This window comes from Enterobacter sp. EC_64, assembly GCF_019584165.1.
Taxonomy (GTDB): domain Bacteria; phylum Pseudomonadota; class Gammaproteobacteria; order Enterobacterales; family Enterobacteriaceae; genus Enterobacter; species Enterobacter roggenkampii.
The window spans coordinates 127,386-142,706 of record NZ_VDAS01000011.1 but is presented as its reverse complement, the minus strand read 5'-3'; the positions used below and the strand labels follow the sequence as shown (position 1 = coordinate 142,706).

Genomic DNA, 15,321 nt, shown 5'->3' with positions numbered 1-15,321 from the left:
AATTACGCATGTTCACTCAGAGACTTGGTATTCATTTTTCGTCCGAGGACGTTAAGAATCCATGTCACTTTGAGTGCCCACACAGATTGTCTGATAAATTGTTAAAGAGCAGTGCAACGCGGCTTTCGCTCATCGTTGCGAGGTGGCGTATATTACGCTTTCCTCTTTCAGAGTCAACCCGTTATTTCAGGATTTTTTCTCTTCAACCGACCGCGTTGTTTGTGAAGTGATTCACATCTGCCGTGTCGATGGAGGCGCATTATAGGGATCCCAATTTTTAGCACAAGTATTTTTTAGATCTTTTTTTCCGACTGCTGATTTTCCGCGCTTTTCGCTGAAATCCCGCCCGATCTGCTTAAATATTGACGTATTTTGCCTTGCCTCGATCGACGAATACGATCAAAGTCTTCTGTATAGCGCTCATTCCCAGAGGTAGTTATGTCTGCAGTATTACGTCCTTATAAAGATCTGTTCCCCAAACAAGGCGATCGCGTGATGATCGACGCCAGTAGTGTGGTCATTGGTGATGTCCGATTGGCCGATGACGTTAGTATCTGGCCGCTCGTCGCCATCAGGGGAGATGTTAACTATGTGTCGATTGGTGCACGTACCAACATTCAGGACGGTAGCGTTCTGCATGTCACGCACAAATCCTCCTATAACCCCGAGGGTAATCCCCTCATCATTGGAGAGGATGTTACCGTCGGCCATAAAGTGATGCTCCACGGCTGCACGATCGGAAATCGCGTCCTTGTTGGCATGGGGTCGATTTTGCTGGATGGCGTCATAGTAGAAGATGACGTAATGATTGGTGCCGGTAGCCTGGTCCCGCAGAACAAACGGCTGGAGAGCGGTTATCTCTATCTGGGAAGTCCGGTAAAACAGATCCGCCCCCTTAAGGAGGCAGAGATCGAAGGATTAAAATACTCGGCGAACAACTACGTAAAATGGAAGAATGACTATCTGGATCAGGATAACCAAACCCAGCCCTGATCGTCTTCCTGCTGTTCGCGGATTAAATCGCTGGCTTCCTCTTCCAGATCCCAGCGATTTTCGCAAAATACCGCTAGCGGGTCTGCGCCGCCAAAACGATGCAACAGCGTTTCTCCATGGATGGCACAGGTAAGTTGCATGCCCTGCACCAGCACCGGAAAACAGACCGCTTGTTTATGCTCATCCCAGCTCTCTCTGTCCGGGAAATGAATAGCCTGATTCACGCCGAAAGCTCCTGCTTTAGCTTTTCAATGACCGGCTCGACAGCAGGCAACACTCCGTGCCAGAGCAGTACCGCATGCGCAGCCTGCCCCACCAGCATTCCCAGCCCATCGGCTAACTGTTTCGCGCCGTGTTGTTCACACCAATTCAGGAAAGGCGTCTTACCTTTCTGATAGAACATGTCATAGAAGTACATATGCGCACTGACCAGCGAAGCGGGGATCGCCGGGATCTCGCCACTGATGCCGCTGGATGTGGCATTAATGACAAGATCGAACTCACGTTCAGCAAGATCGTCAAGCGCTACCGCGCTCACGCTGCCGGTATGCGCAAACAACGCCGCCAGCGCTTCTGCCCGGGAAAAGGTTCTGTTAGTAATGGTCACTGAACAGTCCAGGGAAAGCAGAGGCAACAGAACGCCCCTCGATGCACCACCCGCGCCAATCAGCAGAACCCGGAATCCGGGTTTGATAAAGGAGAGTCTTTCCAGATCGCTGAGTAAACCAATCCCGTCGGTGTTGTCACCCAGAAGGCGTCCATCCTCAAGCCGTTTTAGAGTATTGACTGCACCTGCAAGTGAAGCGCGCTCGGTCAGCTCATCTGCACGTTCGAATGCTTCTTCTTTAAACGGGACCGTCACATTCGCGCCTTTGCCCCCCGCTGCGAAAAAGGCCTCCAGCGTTGGGATAAAGGCATCCACTGGCGCCAGTACGCGCCCATAGGGATGATCTATCTGCAGCTGCTCCGCGAATTGCTGATGAATCCACGGTGACTTGCTGTGTGCAATCGGATTACCAAAAACAGCATAGGTTTCCATGAGATTACCCCTGGCGAAAACGTTCGCCGGTCAAAGCGTCGCGAATCTCAGACGGATTCAGGCGCCCTCCCGTTTCACCAACAGCGACAGGGAAGTCATTCCCGAACTGCGCCAGCACTTCTTCAGTTGTCCGACAAGGCGGCTGCCCGGTCAGGTTGGCGCTGGTTGAGACCAGTGGTTTACCAAATGCCAGGCACAGCTCCACCACCAGCGGATGGTCAGTGACGCGAACGGCAAGGGAGTCAAAGCGTCCGGTTAACCAGCGCGGCGTTGTAGGCTGAGCCGGGAAGACAAAGGTTACTGGTCCAGGCCATGCGGAGAAGATTGTCTCGCGCTGTGCCGGTGTCAGCATAGAATCATCGATATAGGGTTTAAGCTGCTCGTAATTCGCAGCGATCAAAATCAGCCCTTTCTCGACGGGTCTTTGTTTAAGAGTAAGCAGACGTCTCACAGCCGTTTCGCTGTCAGGATCGCAACCGACCCCAAAAACAGCTTCAGTTGGATAGGCGATGACTTCTTCATTTTTCAGTACGTCCACTGCATGCGCAATGGAGCCTGATGGCAGGTTATTATTCACTATTTTGATCCGCCGTAACCGGCTTTCCACATTGTTTACTGGCGCAGAAGCGTTTCATGCCTTGCGCGGTTTTCTTCACTATCAGTAGCGGATAATTGCAATGAGGGCAGATTCCCGCTACCGGCTTAAAATTGATAACGAACTGGCATTCAGGGTAGCGATCGCACGAATGGAAAGTCTTACCATAACGGGAGCGGCGCTGTACCAGCTGACCTCGCTGACACTGAGGGCAGGCAATTGCCGTTTCATCAGGCTTATCAATTTGTTCCGTATGCTCACATTCCGGGTAGCGGCTACATCCAATAAACATGCCGAAACGCCCCTGACGTAGCGCGAGTTCGCCACCGCAGAGAGGACAAAGCTGACCCTCCAGAATTTTAACGATATGTCCATCCGCCTGGCTTTTCAGAGGACGAACATAATCGCATTCCGGATAGTGAGAACAACCGAGAAACGGGCCGTGTTTCCCGGACCGAATAACAAGTTCAGCCCCGCACTGCGGGCAGGGCTCGTTTTTATGCACCGTGAACAGTGCTGATTTGACCATAACAACTCTTGGTGCTGCACATTGAATTAGTGCAGCATACCTTCATTAACTTCAAAGAGTAATTCTTCCATTTGCTGATAGGCATTTTCACAGCCCGGGATATTAAACAGAACCATCAGGATCACCCATTTGAGATCTTCCAGTTCAAATTCTGCGGTATCCAGCGCCATGACGCGCTCTATCACCATTTCTCTCGTTTCGAGGTTTAGCACCTGAATCTGCTCAAGGAATAAAATGAATCCCCGGCAGCTGGCGTCCAGCCGTTCACACTCTTCAGCGGTATAAATGCGTACTGACAATGGGTCAGAAGCAAGCTGCATCGGTTCGGCAAGGCCTTCCTGATAATCAGCCAGTTTTTCCAGCCACATCAACGCATTGTAGATATCTTCCCGCTCAAATCCCGCATCGGTAAGATCCTGTGTCAACTTGTCCTGATCCACTCGCATTTCTGCTTCGTTATGGATGTAAGTCTCAAACAAATACATCAGTACGTCGAACATGGCATGCCCTCCTTAATCGGACATAGCCGCCGGGTACAGCTGCGATCCACCCTGCTAACTCCAGTTCGAGTAGCTGTGCTACCGTTACTGGCACAGGTTGGCCGGCACGTTCAGCGACAACGTCAACAGGTGTTACCTCATCTCCTACGTTAGCCAGGAGCTTGGGAAATGGCAATGCCACCTTTCCCTGATCTGATGAATATTGTCGCTTTTCGGGATCTTCCTGCAGCCATTGCAGCCCATATTGCAAATTTTCAAGAATGTCCGCGACTTCCGTTACCGGTGTTGCCCCCTGCTTAATCAGCCAGTGCGGTCCCTCGCATCCGGGATTACCTATCGGGCCTGGCAAGGCGAAGACTTCTCGCCCCTGTTCGAGCGCGCACCGTGCCGTGACCAGCGAACCGCTTCGCCGCGCGGCTTCAACGACCAGCACGCCTTTGCTAAGGCCGCTGATGATGCGATTACGACGCGGAAAGTTTGCCGGTCGGGGCTGCGCCGAAAGCGGAAACTCAGACACTATCGCGCCGTCAGACTCAATAAGCCGCATCGCCAATGCCTGATGCCGACGTGGATAAATACTAAAAAGACCGTTTCCCAGCACCGCGACACTTCGTCCTTTTACTGACAGCGCCGCGCTGTGGGCAACGCCGTCAATACCACAGGCCAGCCCGCTGGTGATCGTGAAACCACTTTGTGAAAGTTGTTCGCACAGGATTTTCCCCCACCGCTCGCCGTACCATGACGGCGCACGACTGCCTACCACCGCCAGCTGAATGGTATTAAGCGTCTCAGGGTTACCTTTTATGAATAATGCTCCGGGATAATCAGGGATCGTGCGGAGCAAAGGGGGATAAAGGGGATGGTTGGCCGTTAATAAATGATGACCCGGCTGCTCAAGCCATACCAGGCTACGTTCCAGCTCACTCTCATTGAGCGCAACGAACCGTTCAGCCTGCTTTGCTGTCAAACCAGTGTTTCTCAGAACAAGCGTGTCGATGCCTTCCTGCCTCTGCAGTCGTGCAGCCGCTTCCACCACGACATCACCACACAAAGAACCTGTGTGCATGAGCCGTAGCCAAATCTCGGTAGATGTCATCCTTTCCCCTGCCATAAGCGGTCTCCGCAATCATTGCGATTGGTCACTGATGCTGTCAATCGATGGGGGATTTGTCTAGAATAGAGGGAGTATTCTTATCAACTCCTGAACACGACTCTGGAAATTTATGGCAGTTTTGCAAGTATTACATATTCCGGACGAGCGCCTTCGCATCGTCGCTGAACCGGTTAAAGAAGTGAATGCAGAAATCCAGCGTATCGTTGATGATATGTTCGATACCATGTACGCCGAAGAAGGCATTGGCCTGGCGGCAACGCAGGTGGACATTCACAAGCGTATTATCGTGATCGACGTTTCTGAGAATCGCGATGGCCGTCTGGTGCTGATCAACCCAGAGCTGCTTGAAAAGAGTGGCGAAACCGGTATTGAGGAAGGCTGTCTCTCCATTCCTGAACAGCGTGCATTAGTGCCGCGTGCCGAAAAAGTGAAAATTCGCGCCCTGGATCGTGACGGTAATCAGTTCGAACTGGAGGCAGACGATCTGCTGGCGATTTGTATTCAGCATGAGATGGATCACCTGGTCGGTAAACTGTTTATCGATTATCTCTCGCCGCTGAAACAGCAGCGTATTCGTCAGAAAGTAGAGAAACTGGATCGTTTGCGTTCTCGCGCATAACGTCCCACCGGATACAAGGATCATCGTGTCTAAATCACTACGTATTATCTTCGCCGGAACCCCTGATTTTGCAGCGCGTCATCTTGACGCGCTGTTATCGTCTGGTCACCAGATTGTTGGCGTCTTTACCCAGCCGGATCGTCCTGCTGGTCGCGGCAAAAAACTGATGCCGAGCCCGGTCAAGGTGCTGGCAGAAGAGCATGGGCTTCCTGTTTTTCAGCCCGCATCGCTGCGCCCGCAGGAAAATCAGCAGCTGGTTTCTGACCTGAATGCCGACGTAATGGTGGTGGTGGCTTACGGTTTAATTCTGCCAAAAGCCGTGCTTGATATGCCGCGTCTGGGTTGTATCAACGTGCATGGGTCCCTGCTCCCACGCTGGCGTGGTGCAGCTCCTATCCAGCGAGCGCTGTGGGCGGGTGATGCCGAAACGGGCGTTACCATCATGAAGATGGACGTAGGTTTAGACACCGGCGACATGCTCTATAAACTGGCCTGCCCCATTACGTCAGACGATACCAGCGCCACGCTGTATGACAAACTGGCAGAGCTTGGTCCACAAGGGCTCATCGAGACGCTTCAGCAGCTTGCTGACAATACGGCAAAACCAGAAGTTCAGGACGACGCGCTGGTAACCTACGCCGAAAAGCTGAGCAAAGAAGAAGCGCGGATCGACTGGTCCCTGTCAGCCGCTCAGCTTGAACGTTGCATTCGCGCTTTTAATCCGTGGCCGATGAGCTGGTTGGAAATTGATGAGCAGCCAGTAAAAGTCTGGAAAGCCTCCGTCATTAGCGGTGCTACCACGGTGGAACCCGGTACGATTATTGATGCCAGCAAGAACGGCATCCAGGTGGCGACTGCGCAAGGGATTTTGAATCTTGAATCGCTCCAACCGGCCGGTAAGAAAGCCATGAGTGCTCAGGATCTACTAAATTCCCGTCGCGAATGGTTTATCCCTGGCAATCGCCTTGCCTGAGCAAATTTATTCTTAAGGCCCGGTGTTTCCGGGCATTTTTATTTTTACGGTTATGAAAAAACAAAATCTACGCAGCATGGCGGCCCAGGCCGTCGAGCAGGTTATCGAGCAGGGCCAGTCACTGAGCAACGTCCTGCCTCCCCTGCAGCAAAAAGTCTCTGATAAAGACAAAGCCCTGCTTCAGGAGCTCTGCTTTGGCGTCCTGCGCACACTCTCTCAGCTTGAGTGGTTGATTAACAAGCTGATGTCCCGCCCAATGACGGGCAAGCAGCGCACCGTACATTATTTAATTATGGTGGGTTTTTATCAGCTTCTTCATACCCGCATCCCACCTCATGCCGCGCTGGCAGAGACGGTGGAAGGTGCCGTTGCGATTAAACGTCCTCAGCTGAAAGGGCTGATCAACGGCGTATTGCGTCAGTTCCAGCGACAGCAGGATGAGCTTCTGGCTGAATTTGCCCAAAACGAAGCGCGCTTCCTGCATCCGGACTGGCTGTTGAAGCGCCTGAAAAAAGCTTATCCGCAGCAGTGGCAGGACATTGCCGATGCCAACAACCAGCGTCCGCCAATGTGGTTACGCGTGAATCGTAATCACCACACCCGTGACGCATGGCTGGCATTACTCGAAGAAGCTGGAATGAGCGGCTTCACCCATGACGCATACCCTGATGCCGTGCGCTTAGCATCGCCTGCACCGGTACATGCATTACCCGGCTTTGAAGAGGGTTGGGTAACGGTACAGGATGCTTCTGCTCAGGGTTGCATGACCTGGCTCGAACCTAAAAACGGTGAGCAGATTCTGGATCTCTGCGCAGCGCCTGGGGGCAAAACGACGCATATTCTTGAAGTGGCTCCGCAGGCCAACGTGATGGCAGTGGACGTTGATGAGCAGCGTCTTTCACGCGTCTATGACAACCTCAAGCGTCTGGGCATGAAGGCGCAGGTTAAGCAAGGCGATGGACGCAAACCCGCAGAATGGTGTGGCGAAACACAATTCGATCGCATTTTGCTGGATGCCCCCTGCTCTGCAACCGGTGTGATTCGTCGTCATCCGGATATCAAGTGGCTGCGTCGCGATCGTGATATTAGTGAGCTTGCCCAACTGCAATCCGACATCCTCGACGCCATCTGGCCACATCTCAAACCCGGCGGCACGCTGGTCTATGCAACCTGTTCAGTACTGCCGGAAGAAAACAGTCAGCAAATCGCGGCCTTCCTTAAACGAACCCCGGACGCGGCGCTGCACGATACGGGAACGCCTGAATGCCCGGGTCAGCAAAATCTGCCGGGTGCAGAAGAGGGTGATGGCTTCTTTTACGCTAAGCTAATCAAAGAGTGATGTTGAGAACAGGTCACGAGAGATGAAGATTATCATTCTGGGCGCAGGACAGGTTGGTGGAACGCTGGCGGAAAATCTGGTTGGCGAAAACAACGATATCACCATAGTGGATACCAACGGCGATCGCCTGCGAGTTTTACAGGACAAATTTGATTTGCGCGTTGTGCAGGGTCATGGTTCGCACCCCCGCGTCCTTCGTGAGGCGGGCGCTGACGATGCCGACATGCTGGTTGCGGTGACCAGTTCTGACGAAACCAATATGGTGGCCTGTCAGGTGGCCTACTCGCTTTTTAACACGCCAAACCGAATCGCGCGCATCCGCTCTCCGGACTATGTCCGCGATGCTGAGAAACTGTTTAATTCAGAAGCAGTTCCTATTGACCATCTCATCGCGCCAGAACAGCTGGTGATCGACAATATCTACCGTCTGATCGAATATCCGGGCGCCCTGCAGGTGGTGAACTTTGCCGAAGGTAAAGTGAGCCTGGCCGTCGTTAAGGCCTATTACGGCGGCCCGTTGATTGGCAACGCGTTGTCCACCATGCGCGAGCATATGCCGCATATTGATACGCGCGTCGCGGCTATTTTCCGCCACGACAGACCTATCCGCCCGCAGGGCTCTACGATTGTCGAAGCCGGGGACGAAGTCTTCTTTATTGCGGCTTCACAGCATATTCGTGCGGTGATGAGTGAACTTCAGCGTCTCGAAAAACCCTATAAACGCATTATGCTGGTCGGCGGCGGCAATATTGGTGCCGGTCTGGCACACCGGCTGGAAAAAGATTACAGCGTAAAATTGATCGAACGCGATCAGCAGCGAGCGGCTGAACTGGCGGAAAAACTGCAAAATACGATCGTATTTTATGGCGATGCGTCAGATCAGGAGTTGCTGGCTGAAGAGCATATTGATCAAGTTGATCTTTTTATTGCCGTCACCAACGACGACGAGGCGAATATAATGTCTGCCATGCTCGCGAAACGTATGGGGGCAAAGAAGGTCATGGTGCTTATCCAGCGCAAAGCCTATGTTGATCTGGTTCAGGGCAGCGTCATTGATATTGCCATTTCGCCGCAGCAGGCGACAATTTCCGCGTTACTGAGCCATGTGCGTAAAGCGGATATTGTTGGGGTATCATCGCTTCGTCGCGGGGTAGCGGAAGCCATTGAAGCCGTAGCGCACGGAGATGAAACCACATCACGCGTCGTGGGCCGTTCGATAGACGAAATTAAGCTGCCACCGGGCACCATTATTGGTGCTGTCGTGCGCGGGAATGATGTCATGATTGCCAATGATACTTTGCGCATTGAGCAAGGCGATCACGTTATTATGTTCCTTACCGATAAAAAGTTTATTACCGACGTCGAACGTTTATTCCAGCCAAGCCCATTCTTCCTTTAATGTGTCGGGTGCTCTCAAATGGGGTACCCGCTCTTTATCCTTCTCATTTCTGTGCCTTTTATTTTGCATAACGTTTAATTATCACGAATGGCAATTAGCTAATCATTTGTTAAACTTATAGTCGTCAGCTGGCACAAGGAGAACAAAATGAGTTTTATTAAAGAATTTCGCGAATTTGCGATGCGCGGAAACGTGGTGGATTTGGCAGTGGGTGTCATTATTGGTGCAGCATTCGGCAAGATTGTTTCATCATTAGTGGCCGACATTATCATGCCACCTTTAGGGTTGCTGATCGGGGGCATTGATTTCAAACAGTTCGCTTTCACGCTGCGTGAAGCACAGGGTGATGTGCCGGCAGTCGTGATGCACTACGGTGTATTTATTCAGAACGTATTTGATTTCGTGATTGTAGCGTTTGCCATTTTTATGGCTATCAAGCTGATCAATAAACTCAACCGTAAAAAAGAAGAGCCGGCAGCAGCGCCTGCACCGACAAAAGAAGAAGTGCTGCTGAGTGAGATTCGCGATCTGTTAAAAGAGCAGAACAAGCGCGTTTAATCAGAAGCTTAAAGCAGGAAGGCCAGTGGTAAATAAGCGATTCGCTTGTTTGCCACTGGCCTCCCAGTTACCCCGTTTTGCATACTTGTCTTTACGCAGATAACTTCCTTTCCCTTTTTTATTCTTCTCAACGCGCTGTCTGAATAGCGGGTCATGGAGTAGTGCCTCAATGGCATTGTCTTTAATCTGTCCTTTCGTGTGCTGATAGCGGCTCATAAATTCTCCTGAGCATGGTTTATGTCGACGGGAGTCTAGACCCGGTTGGACTAAAAATCAACAGTCCTCGGTTTCCCCACTGGCCCCCTGTTCAAGGGCTTCCAGAATAGAACAATAAATACTGCTGTGGGCCGTGCCACAACAAGCATCATTCAGCCTTTGCAGAGAGCGCTGCATGGTTTGCAATTCCTGAATGCGTGCTTCAACTTCATCCAACCGGGCCTGCACAATGCTTTTCGACTCCTGACAGGTGTGATGTGCCGGATCGATGCGGATCGATAATAACTCGCGGATCGAATCTAATGTGAAACCAAGCTGACGCGCATACCGAATAAACCGCAGGCGCTGCAGATCGTTATCGGTATAAAGTCGAAAGCCACCTTCAGTACGAACTTCATGATCGATCATCTGCTGCTTTTCGTAATATCGGATGGTATCCGGTGTGACGTTCGCGAGCTTCGCAAGTTCACCGATACGGTACATAACTACTCCTCGTTTATTTTCCGCAACAAGCGTTCACCGTATTCACCGTGCAGAAAGTCAGTGTTCATTCCTGCCTGACGCAGTTTAAGTTCAAGCACGGCGAGACGGCGGCTAAGTTCAGAATGTCGCGGATCGTCCTGACGGATCCCTTTTAGCAGATCGACAAGTTCAACAGCCTCTCTGCGCTGTTCGAGTTCAGGAGGGAGACAGCCTGCATTCTTTAGTAAACGGTATCCCGCGCGTAATTCACGCGCAATATGCGAGTCATCGTCAAGCATAAGGGGTTCGCCGCGTCCCGGAAGATCGTCGAATTCACCTTTTTTTTGGGCATCACGAATATGGCGTTCTGCCCACTGGTCAAGCAGCCACATTACCCGCTCCAGGGGATGAACAGAATTGATACAGATATTGTAGAGAAGTGGGGATATCACGGATATAAAAAAACCCGCCGGAGCGGGTTTTTTTACGTTACTGCAGATTACTCTGCAGCAGCTTCTGCTTTCTCTGAACGATCAACCAGCTCGATGTAAGCCATCGGCGCGTTGTCGCCTGCACGGAAGCCACACTTCAGAATGCGAGTGTAACCACCGGCACGGCTCGCGAAACGCGGGCCCAGTTCGTTAAACAGTTTTGCCACGATCTCGTTATCACGAGTACGGGCGAATGCCAGACGACGATTAGCAACGCTGTCAGTCTTGGCAAGAGTAATCAGCGGCTCAACTACGCGACGCAGCTCTTTCGCTTTAGGCAGGGTCGTCTTGATGATCTCATGACGAACCAGTGAACCTGCCATGTTGCGGAACATAGCCTGGCGATGGCTGCTGTTGCGGTTCAGTTGACGACCACTCTTACGATGGCGCATGACCTTATCCTTCTCAGTAAAACCTTAACCTGTGATCCGGTTACTCGTCAGCAATGCTTGCCGGTGGCCAGTTTTCCAGGCGCATGCCCAGAGACAGACCACGTGAAGCCAGCACGTCTTTAATCTCGGTAAGAGATTTTTTACCCAGGTTCGGCGTTTTCAGCAACTCAACCTCGGTACGCTGTACCAGATCACCGATATAGTGGATAGCTTCTGCCTTGAGGCAGTTAGCAGAGCGGACAGTCAATTCGAGATCGTCAACAGGGCGCAGCAGGATCGGATCGAATTCTGGTTTCTCTTCTTTCACTTCCGGCTGACGAACATCACGTAAGTCAACGAAAGCTTCCAGTTGTTCTGCCAGGATGGTTGCCGCACGACGAATCGCCTCTTCAGGATCGATTGTGCCGTTGGTTTCCATTTCGATGACCAGCTTGTCCAGGTCGGTACGCTGTTCTACACGCGCTGCTTCAACATTGTAGGCAATACGCTCTACAGGGCTGTAGCATGCGTCGACCAGCAGACGGCCGATTGGGCGCTCATCTTCTTCCGAATGAATTCGGGCAGAAGCCGGCACATAACCACGACCGCGCTGAACTTTGATACGCATGCTAATAGCTGCGTTCTCATCGGTCAGGTGGCAGATCACGTGCTGCGGCTTGACGATTTCAACATCACCGTCGTGGGTGATGTCGGCTGCAGTCACAGGGCCAATGCCAGATTTATTCAGAGTAAGAATAACTTCATCTTTACCCTGAACTCTCACCGCCAGCCCTTTCAGGTTGAGCAGGATTTCAAGGATATCTTCCTGAACGCCTTCTTTGGTGCTGTACTCATGAAGTACACCATCAATCTCAACCTCGGTCACCGCGCAACCCGGCATCGATGAGAGCAGAATACGGCGCAGTGCGTTACCCAGAGTATGGCCAAAGCCACGCTCTAAAGGCTCAAGGGTCACCTTGGCGTGCGTCGAACTCACTTGCTCGATATCTACCAGGCGCGGTTTTAGAAACTCTGTCACAGAACCCTGCATTGTGTCCTCTCTTTGGTACTAAGCTTTACTTGGAGTAAAGCTCGACGATCAGGTGTTCGTTAATGTCCGCAGACAGATCAGAACGTTCTGGCTGACGCTTGAACGTACCTTCCATCTTGCCAGCATCAACTTCCAGCCAGGTTGGCTTTTCACGCTGCTCAGCCAGCTCCAGAGCGGCCTTCACGCGAGATTGCTTTTTCGCTTTCTCACGAATGCTAACAACGTCATTCGCTTTAACCTGATAAGAAGCGATGTTAACAACACGACCGTTTACCATGATTGCTTTGTGGCTAACCAGCTGACGTGATTCAGCACGAGTAGCGCCGAAGCCCATACGGTATACAACGTTGTCCAGACGACCTTCCAGCAGAGCCAGCAGGTTTTCACCTGTGTTGCCTTTCAGACGTGCTGCTTCTTTATAGTAGTTACGGAACTGACGCTCCAGCACACCGTACATACGGCGAACTTTTTGCTTTTCACGCAACTGCACACCATAGTCAGACAGACGCGGTTTACGCGCACCGTGCTGGCCAGGAGCTTGTTCAATTTTACACTTGGTATCGATCGCGCGAACGCCAGACTTAAGGAATAAGTCGGTGCCCTCACGACGGCTCAGCTTGAGCTTAGGACCCAAATATCTTGCCATTTTCTATCTCCAACTAACCTAAAAAACGAGCGTTATACGCGACGTTTTTTCGGCGGACGACAACCGTTATGAGGGATCGGAGTCACATCAGTAATATTAGTGATGCGGAAACCAGCGGCGTTCAGAGCGCGAACAGTAGATTCACGACCCGGACCCGGACCTTTAACCATAACTTCCAGATTCTTGATGCCGTATTCTTTTACGGCTTCTGCGCAACGCTCTGCTGCAACCTGAGCTGCGAACGGAGTGGATTTGCGAGAACCACGGAAACCGGAACCACCGGCTGTTGCCCAACCCAATGCGTTACCCTGACGATCAGTAATAGTAACGATGGTGTTGTTGAAAGAAGCATGGATATGAGCCACGCCGTCAGAGACTTGTTTTCTTACACGTTTACGTGCACGAACTGGTGCCTTTGCCATTATTCAATCACCCCGATTATTTCTTGATCGGTTTGCGCGGACCCTTACGGGTACGTGCGTTGGTCTTAGTACGCTGACCGCGCACTGGCAGACCACGACGATGACGCAAACCGCGATAGCAACCAAGATCCATCAGGCGCTTGATGCTCATGCTGATTTCACGGCGCAGATCACCTTCAACGACAAATTTGGCAACTTCGTCACGCAGCGTGTCGATTTGTTCTTCAGACAGCTCACTGATCTTAACATCTTCAGCGATACCCGCTGCAGCCAGAATGGCCTTAGAACGGGTCTTGCCGATGCCGTAGATCGAAGTTAATGCGATCACAGCATGTTTCTGATCAGGAATGTTAATGCCTGCTATACGGGCCACTATGCACTCCTACTATTTAATATGTACGCACCATGCTGAAAAGCCCGTTTTCAGGATACTCAAATGGAAACGTACAGACATACAAAAGATTGGCTGGCTAATCTAGCCAGCTCAACCCAACTTTGCAAGAAAAATATGCGAAATAATCAGCCTTGGCGCTGTTTATGCTTCGGCTCGGCACTGCAAATCACACGGATGACACCATCACGCTTAACGATTTTGCAGTTACGGCATAATTTCTTGACGGAAGCACGAACTTTCATTTTTACTCTCCGTAACTTCTCAGGCGACCAATTAGCGGCCGTAGCCTTTCAGGTTCGCCTTCTTCAATGCAGACTCATACTGACTGGACATCATCAGAGTTTGCACTTGAGCCATAAAGTCCATAATCACGACAACAACGATAAGCAGTGAGGTCCCACCGAAGTAGAACGGTACTTTCATTGCATCACGCATGAACTCCGGGATCAGGCAGATAAAAGTAATATAGAGCGCACCAACCAAAGTCAGGCGGGTCATTACTTTATCGATATACTTCGCCGTTTGCTCTCCCGGACGAATTCCTGGTACAAATGCACCGGACTTCTTCAGGTTATCTGCTGTTTCACGCGGGTTGAAGACCAACGCCGTGTAGAAGAAACAGAAGAAGATGATCGCAGACGCATAGAGTAACACATAAAGTGGTTGCCCAGGCTGCAAATACAGCGAAATTGTTGTCAGCCAGTTCCAACCAGTACCGCCCCCGAACCATGACGCGATGGTTGCCGGGAACAGAATAATACTGGAAGCGAAGATAGCCGGGATAACCCCCGCCATGTTCACTTTCAGCGGTAAATGTGTGCTCTGTGCAGCATAGACACGACGACCTTGCTGACGCTTAGCGTAGTTCACCACAATGCGGCGTTGACCACGTTCAACAAAGACAACAAAGAACGTCACTGCAAATACTAATACTGCAACCAACAGCAACAGGAGGAAGTGCAGGTCGCCTTGACGCGCTTGCTCGATAGTGTGGGCGATGGCTGGCGGGAGGCCCGCAACAATACCGGCGAAGATAATGATTGAGATACCGTTACCGATACCACGCTCAGTAATCTGTTCGCCGAGCCACATCAGGAACATTGTCCCTGTGACCAGACTTACAACAGCGGTGAAGTAGAATGCAAAGCCCGGGTTTAACACCAGGCCCTGCATACCAGGCATATTCGGCAGACCGGTAGCAATACCGATCGACTGGAATATTGCCAGCACCAGAGTACCGTAACGGGTGTACTGACTAATCTTACGACGTCCAGACTCCCCTTCTTTCTTCAACTCTGCCAGGGCCGGATGAACGACCGTCAGCAGCTGGATAATAATCGATGCCGAAATGTACGGCATAATACCCAGTGCGAAGATAGAAGCACGGCTGAGAGCACCACCAGAGAACATGTTGAACATTTCAATGATGGTGCCTCGCTGTTGCTCAAGCAGTTTGGCAAGTACAGCGGCATCGATACCAGGGATCGGAATAAAAGAGCCAATACGGAACACAATCAGCGCGCCGATAACAAACAGCAGTCTGCGTTTCAGCTCGCCAAATCCACCTTTGGCACTTTGAAAATCTAATCCCGGTTGCTTAGCCATCTGCT

General features: G+C 51.4%; 22 protein-coding genes. 6 read left to right on the top strand and 16 right to left on the bottom strand.

The window, feature by feature from the left end:
- The first annotated feature begins 438 nt into the window (after window positions 1-438).
- The gene (locus FHC52_RS11545; protein ID WP_126289694.1) at window positions 439-993 is read left to right on the top strand and encodes a gamma carbonic anhydrase family protein; all 555 of its coding nucleotides are present in this window, start codon (window positions 439-441) and stop codon (window positions 991-993) included.
- Here the strand turns inward: FHC52_RS11545 and FHC52_RS11540 are convergent.
- Genes FHC52_RS11540 through dprA form a run of 6 tightly spaced genes read right to left on the bottom strand, consistent with a single transcriptional unit; the run spans window position 969 to window position 4,752 of the window.
- Window positions 969-1,217, bottom strand: coding sequence for a DUF1488 domain-containing protein (locus FHC52_RS11540; RefSeq protein ID WP_023326205.1), 249 nt, complete (start codon window positions 1,215-1,217; stop codon window positions 969-971). The two genes, FHC52_RS11545 and FHC52_RS11540, sit on opposite strands and share 25 nt — an antisense overlap.
- On the bottom strand, window positions 1,214-2,032 hold the full coding sequence (gene aroE / locus FHC52_RS11535; protein ID WP_023345008.1) for a shikimate dehydrogenase: 819 nt from the start codon (window positions 2,030-2,032) through the stop codon (window positions 1,214-1,216). The genes FHC52_RS11540 and aroE overlap by 4 nt, the downstream gene beginning before the upstream one ends.
- Window positions 2,033-2,036: 4 nt before the next feature.
- A complete protein-coding gene (gene tsaC / locus FHC52_RS11530) occupies window positions 2,037-2,609 on the bottom strand; it encodes an L-threonylcarbamoyladenylate synthase type 1 TsaC (protein WP_220420077.1) in 573 nt (190 codons plus the stop codon).
- Window positions 2,602-3,156 (bottom strand): type I DNA topoisomerase, encoded by a 555-nt coding sequence (locus FHC52_RS11525; protein WP_126289692.1) that lies wholly within the window; start codon window positions 3,154-3,156, stop codon window positions 2,602-2,604. The genes tsaC and FHC52_RS11525 overlap by 8 nt, the downstream gene beginning before the upstream one ends.
- Before the next feature lie 26 nt (window positions 3,157-3,182).
- Window positions 3,183-3,656 (bottom strand): DUF494 family protein Smg, encoded by a 474-nt coding sequence (gene smg, locus FHC52_RS11520; protein ID WP_008503477.1) that lies wholly within the window; start codon window positions 3,654-3,656, stop codon window positions 3,183-3,185.
- Window positions 3,628-4,752: a DNA-protecting protein DprA gene (gene dprA, locus FHC52_RS11515; protein ID WP_128299531.1), complete on the bottom strand. Its 1,125-nt coding sequence runs from the start codon at window positions 4,750-4,752 to the stop codon at window positions 3,628-3,630. Before dprA ends, smg begins: the two co-directional genes overlap by 29 nt.
- 127 nt (window positions 4,753-4,879) lie before the next feature.
- Here dprA and def point away from each other — a divergent pair, with 127 nt between their 5' ends.
- The 5 genes from def (at window position 4,880) to mscL (ending at window position 9,658) form a co-directional block, all read left to right on the top strand.
- The gene (def, locus tag FHC52_RS11510; protein WP_126289686.1) at window positions 4,880-5,389 is read left to right on the top strand and encodes a peptide deformylase; all 510 of its coding nucleotides are present in this window, start codon (window positions 4,880-4,882) and stop codon (window positions 5,387-5,389) included.
- A 25-nt stretch (window positions 5,390-5,414) separates the two neighbouring features.
- On the top strand, window positions 5,415-6,362 hold the full coding sequence (gene fmt, locus FHC52_RS11505; protein ID WP_126289684.1) for a methionyl-tRNA formyltransferase: 948 nt from the start codon (window positions 5,415-5,417) through the stop codon (window positions 6,360-6,362).
- A gap of 52 nt (window positions 6,363-6,414) precedes the next feature.
- Window positions 6,415-7,701 carry a 16S rRNA (cytosine(967)-C(5))-methyltransferase RsmB gene (rsmB, locus tag FHC52_RS11500; RefSeq protein ID WP_045354659.1) on the top strand — a complete coding sequence of 429 codons (1,287 nt, stop codon included), beginning with the start codon at window positions 6,415-6,417 and terminating at the stop codon, window positions 7,699-7,701.
- A 22-nt stretch (window positions 7,702-7,723) separates the two neighbouring features.
- On the top strand, window positions 7,724-9,100 hold the full coding sequence (trkA, locus tag FHC52_RS11495) for a Trk system potassium transporter TrkA (protein ID WP_220420076.1): 1,377 nt from the start codon (window positions 7,724-7,726) through the stop codon (window positions 9,098-9,100).
- 147 nt (window positions 9,101-9,247) lie between these two features.
- Window positions 9,248-9,658, top strand: a complete 411-nt coding sequence (gene mscL / locus FHC52_RS11490) for a large-conductance mechanosensitive channel protein MscL (protein WP_008503483.1) — start codon at window positions 9,248-9,250, stop codon at window positions 9,656-9,658.
- Here the strand turns inward: mscL and FHC52_RS11485 are convergent, their stop codons facing one another.
- The 10 genes from FHC52_RS11485 to secY all read right to left on the bottom strand — a co-directional run bounded on the left by FHC52_RS11485 (window position 9,659) and on the right by secY (window position 15,316).
- Complete coding sequence (locus FHC52_RS11485; protein ID WP_126289682.1) at window positions 9,659-9,874, bottom strand: alternative ribosome-rescue factor A; 216 nt, start codon at window positions 9,872-9,874, stop codon at window positions 9,659-9,661. It lies immediately after the preceding gene.
- A 57-nt stretch (window positions 9,875-9,931) separates the two neighbouring features.
- Complete coding sequence (gene zntR, locus FHC52_RS11480; protein ID WP_021242972.1) at window positions 9,932-10,357, bottom strand: Zn(2+)-responsive transcriptional regulator; 426 nt, start codon at window positions 10,355-10,357, stop codon at window positions 9,932-9,934.
- Between the two features lie 2 nt (window positions 10,358-10,359).
- On the bottom strand, window positions 10,360-10,728 hold the full coding sequence (locus tag FHC52_RS11475; protein ID WP_126289680.1) for a DUF1992 domain-containing protein: 369 nt from the start codon (window positions 10,726-10,728) through the stop codon (window positions 10,360-10,362).
- Between the two features lie 107 nt (window positions 10,729-10,835).
- On the bottom strand, window positions 10,836-11,219 hold the full coding sequence (rplQ, locus tag FHC52_RS11470) for a 50S ribosomal protein L17 (protein ID WP_001216368.1): 384 nt from the start codon (window positions 11,217-11,219) through the stop codon (window positions 10,836-10,838).
- 40 nt (window positions 11,220-11,259) lie between these two features.
- Window positions 11,260-12,249 (bottom strand): DNA-directed RNA polymerase subunit alpha, encoded by a 990-nt coding sequence (locus FHC52_RS11465; RefSeq protein WP_002919219.1) that lies wholly within the window; start codon window positions 12,247-12,249, stop codon window positions 11,260-11,262.
- 25 nt (window positions 12,250-12,274) lie between these two features.
- Window positions 12,275-12,895, bottom strand: coding sequence for a 30S ribosomal protein S4 (gene rpsD / locus FHC52_RS11460; RefSeq protein ID WP_004868345.1), 621 nt, complete (start codon window positions 12,893-12,895; stop codon window positions 12,275-12,277).
- Between the two features lie 32 nt (window positions 12,896-12,927).
- Window positions 12,928-13,317 carry a 30S ribosomal protein S11 gene (gene rpsK / locus FHC52_RS11455; protein WP_003863312.1) on the bottom strand — a complete coding sequence of 130 codons (390 nt, stop codon included), beginning with the start codon at window positions 13,315-13,317 and terminating at the stop codon, window positions 12,928-12,930.
- A 16-nt stretch (window positions 13,318-13,333) separates the two neighbouring features.
- Entirely contained in the window at window positions 13,334-13,690 is a 357-nt protein-coding gene (gene rpsM / locus FHC52_RS11450; RefSeq protein ID WP_008503488.1) for a 30S ribosomal protein S13, read from the bottom strand.
- Between the two features lie 146 nt (window positions 13,691-13,836).
- Window positions 13,837-13,953 (bottom strand): 50S ribosomal protein L36, encoded by a 117-nt coding sequence (gene rpmJ, locus FHC52_RS11445; RefSeq protein WP_000868187.1) that lies wholly within the window; start codon window positions 13,951-13,953, stop codon window positions 13,837-13,839.
- 31 nt (window positions 13,954-13,984) lie between these two features.
- Window positions 13,985-15,316: a preprotein translocase subunit SecY gene (gene secY, locus FHC52_RS11440; protein WP_003863305.1), complete on the bottom strand. Its 1,332-nt coding sequence runs from the start codon at window positions 15,314-15,316 to the stop codon at window positions 13,985-13,987.
- Window positions 15,317-15,321 lie beyond the last annotated feature (5 nt).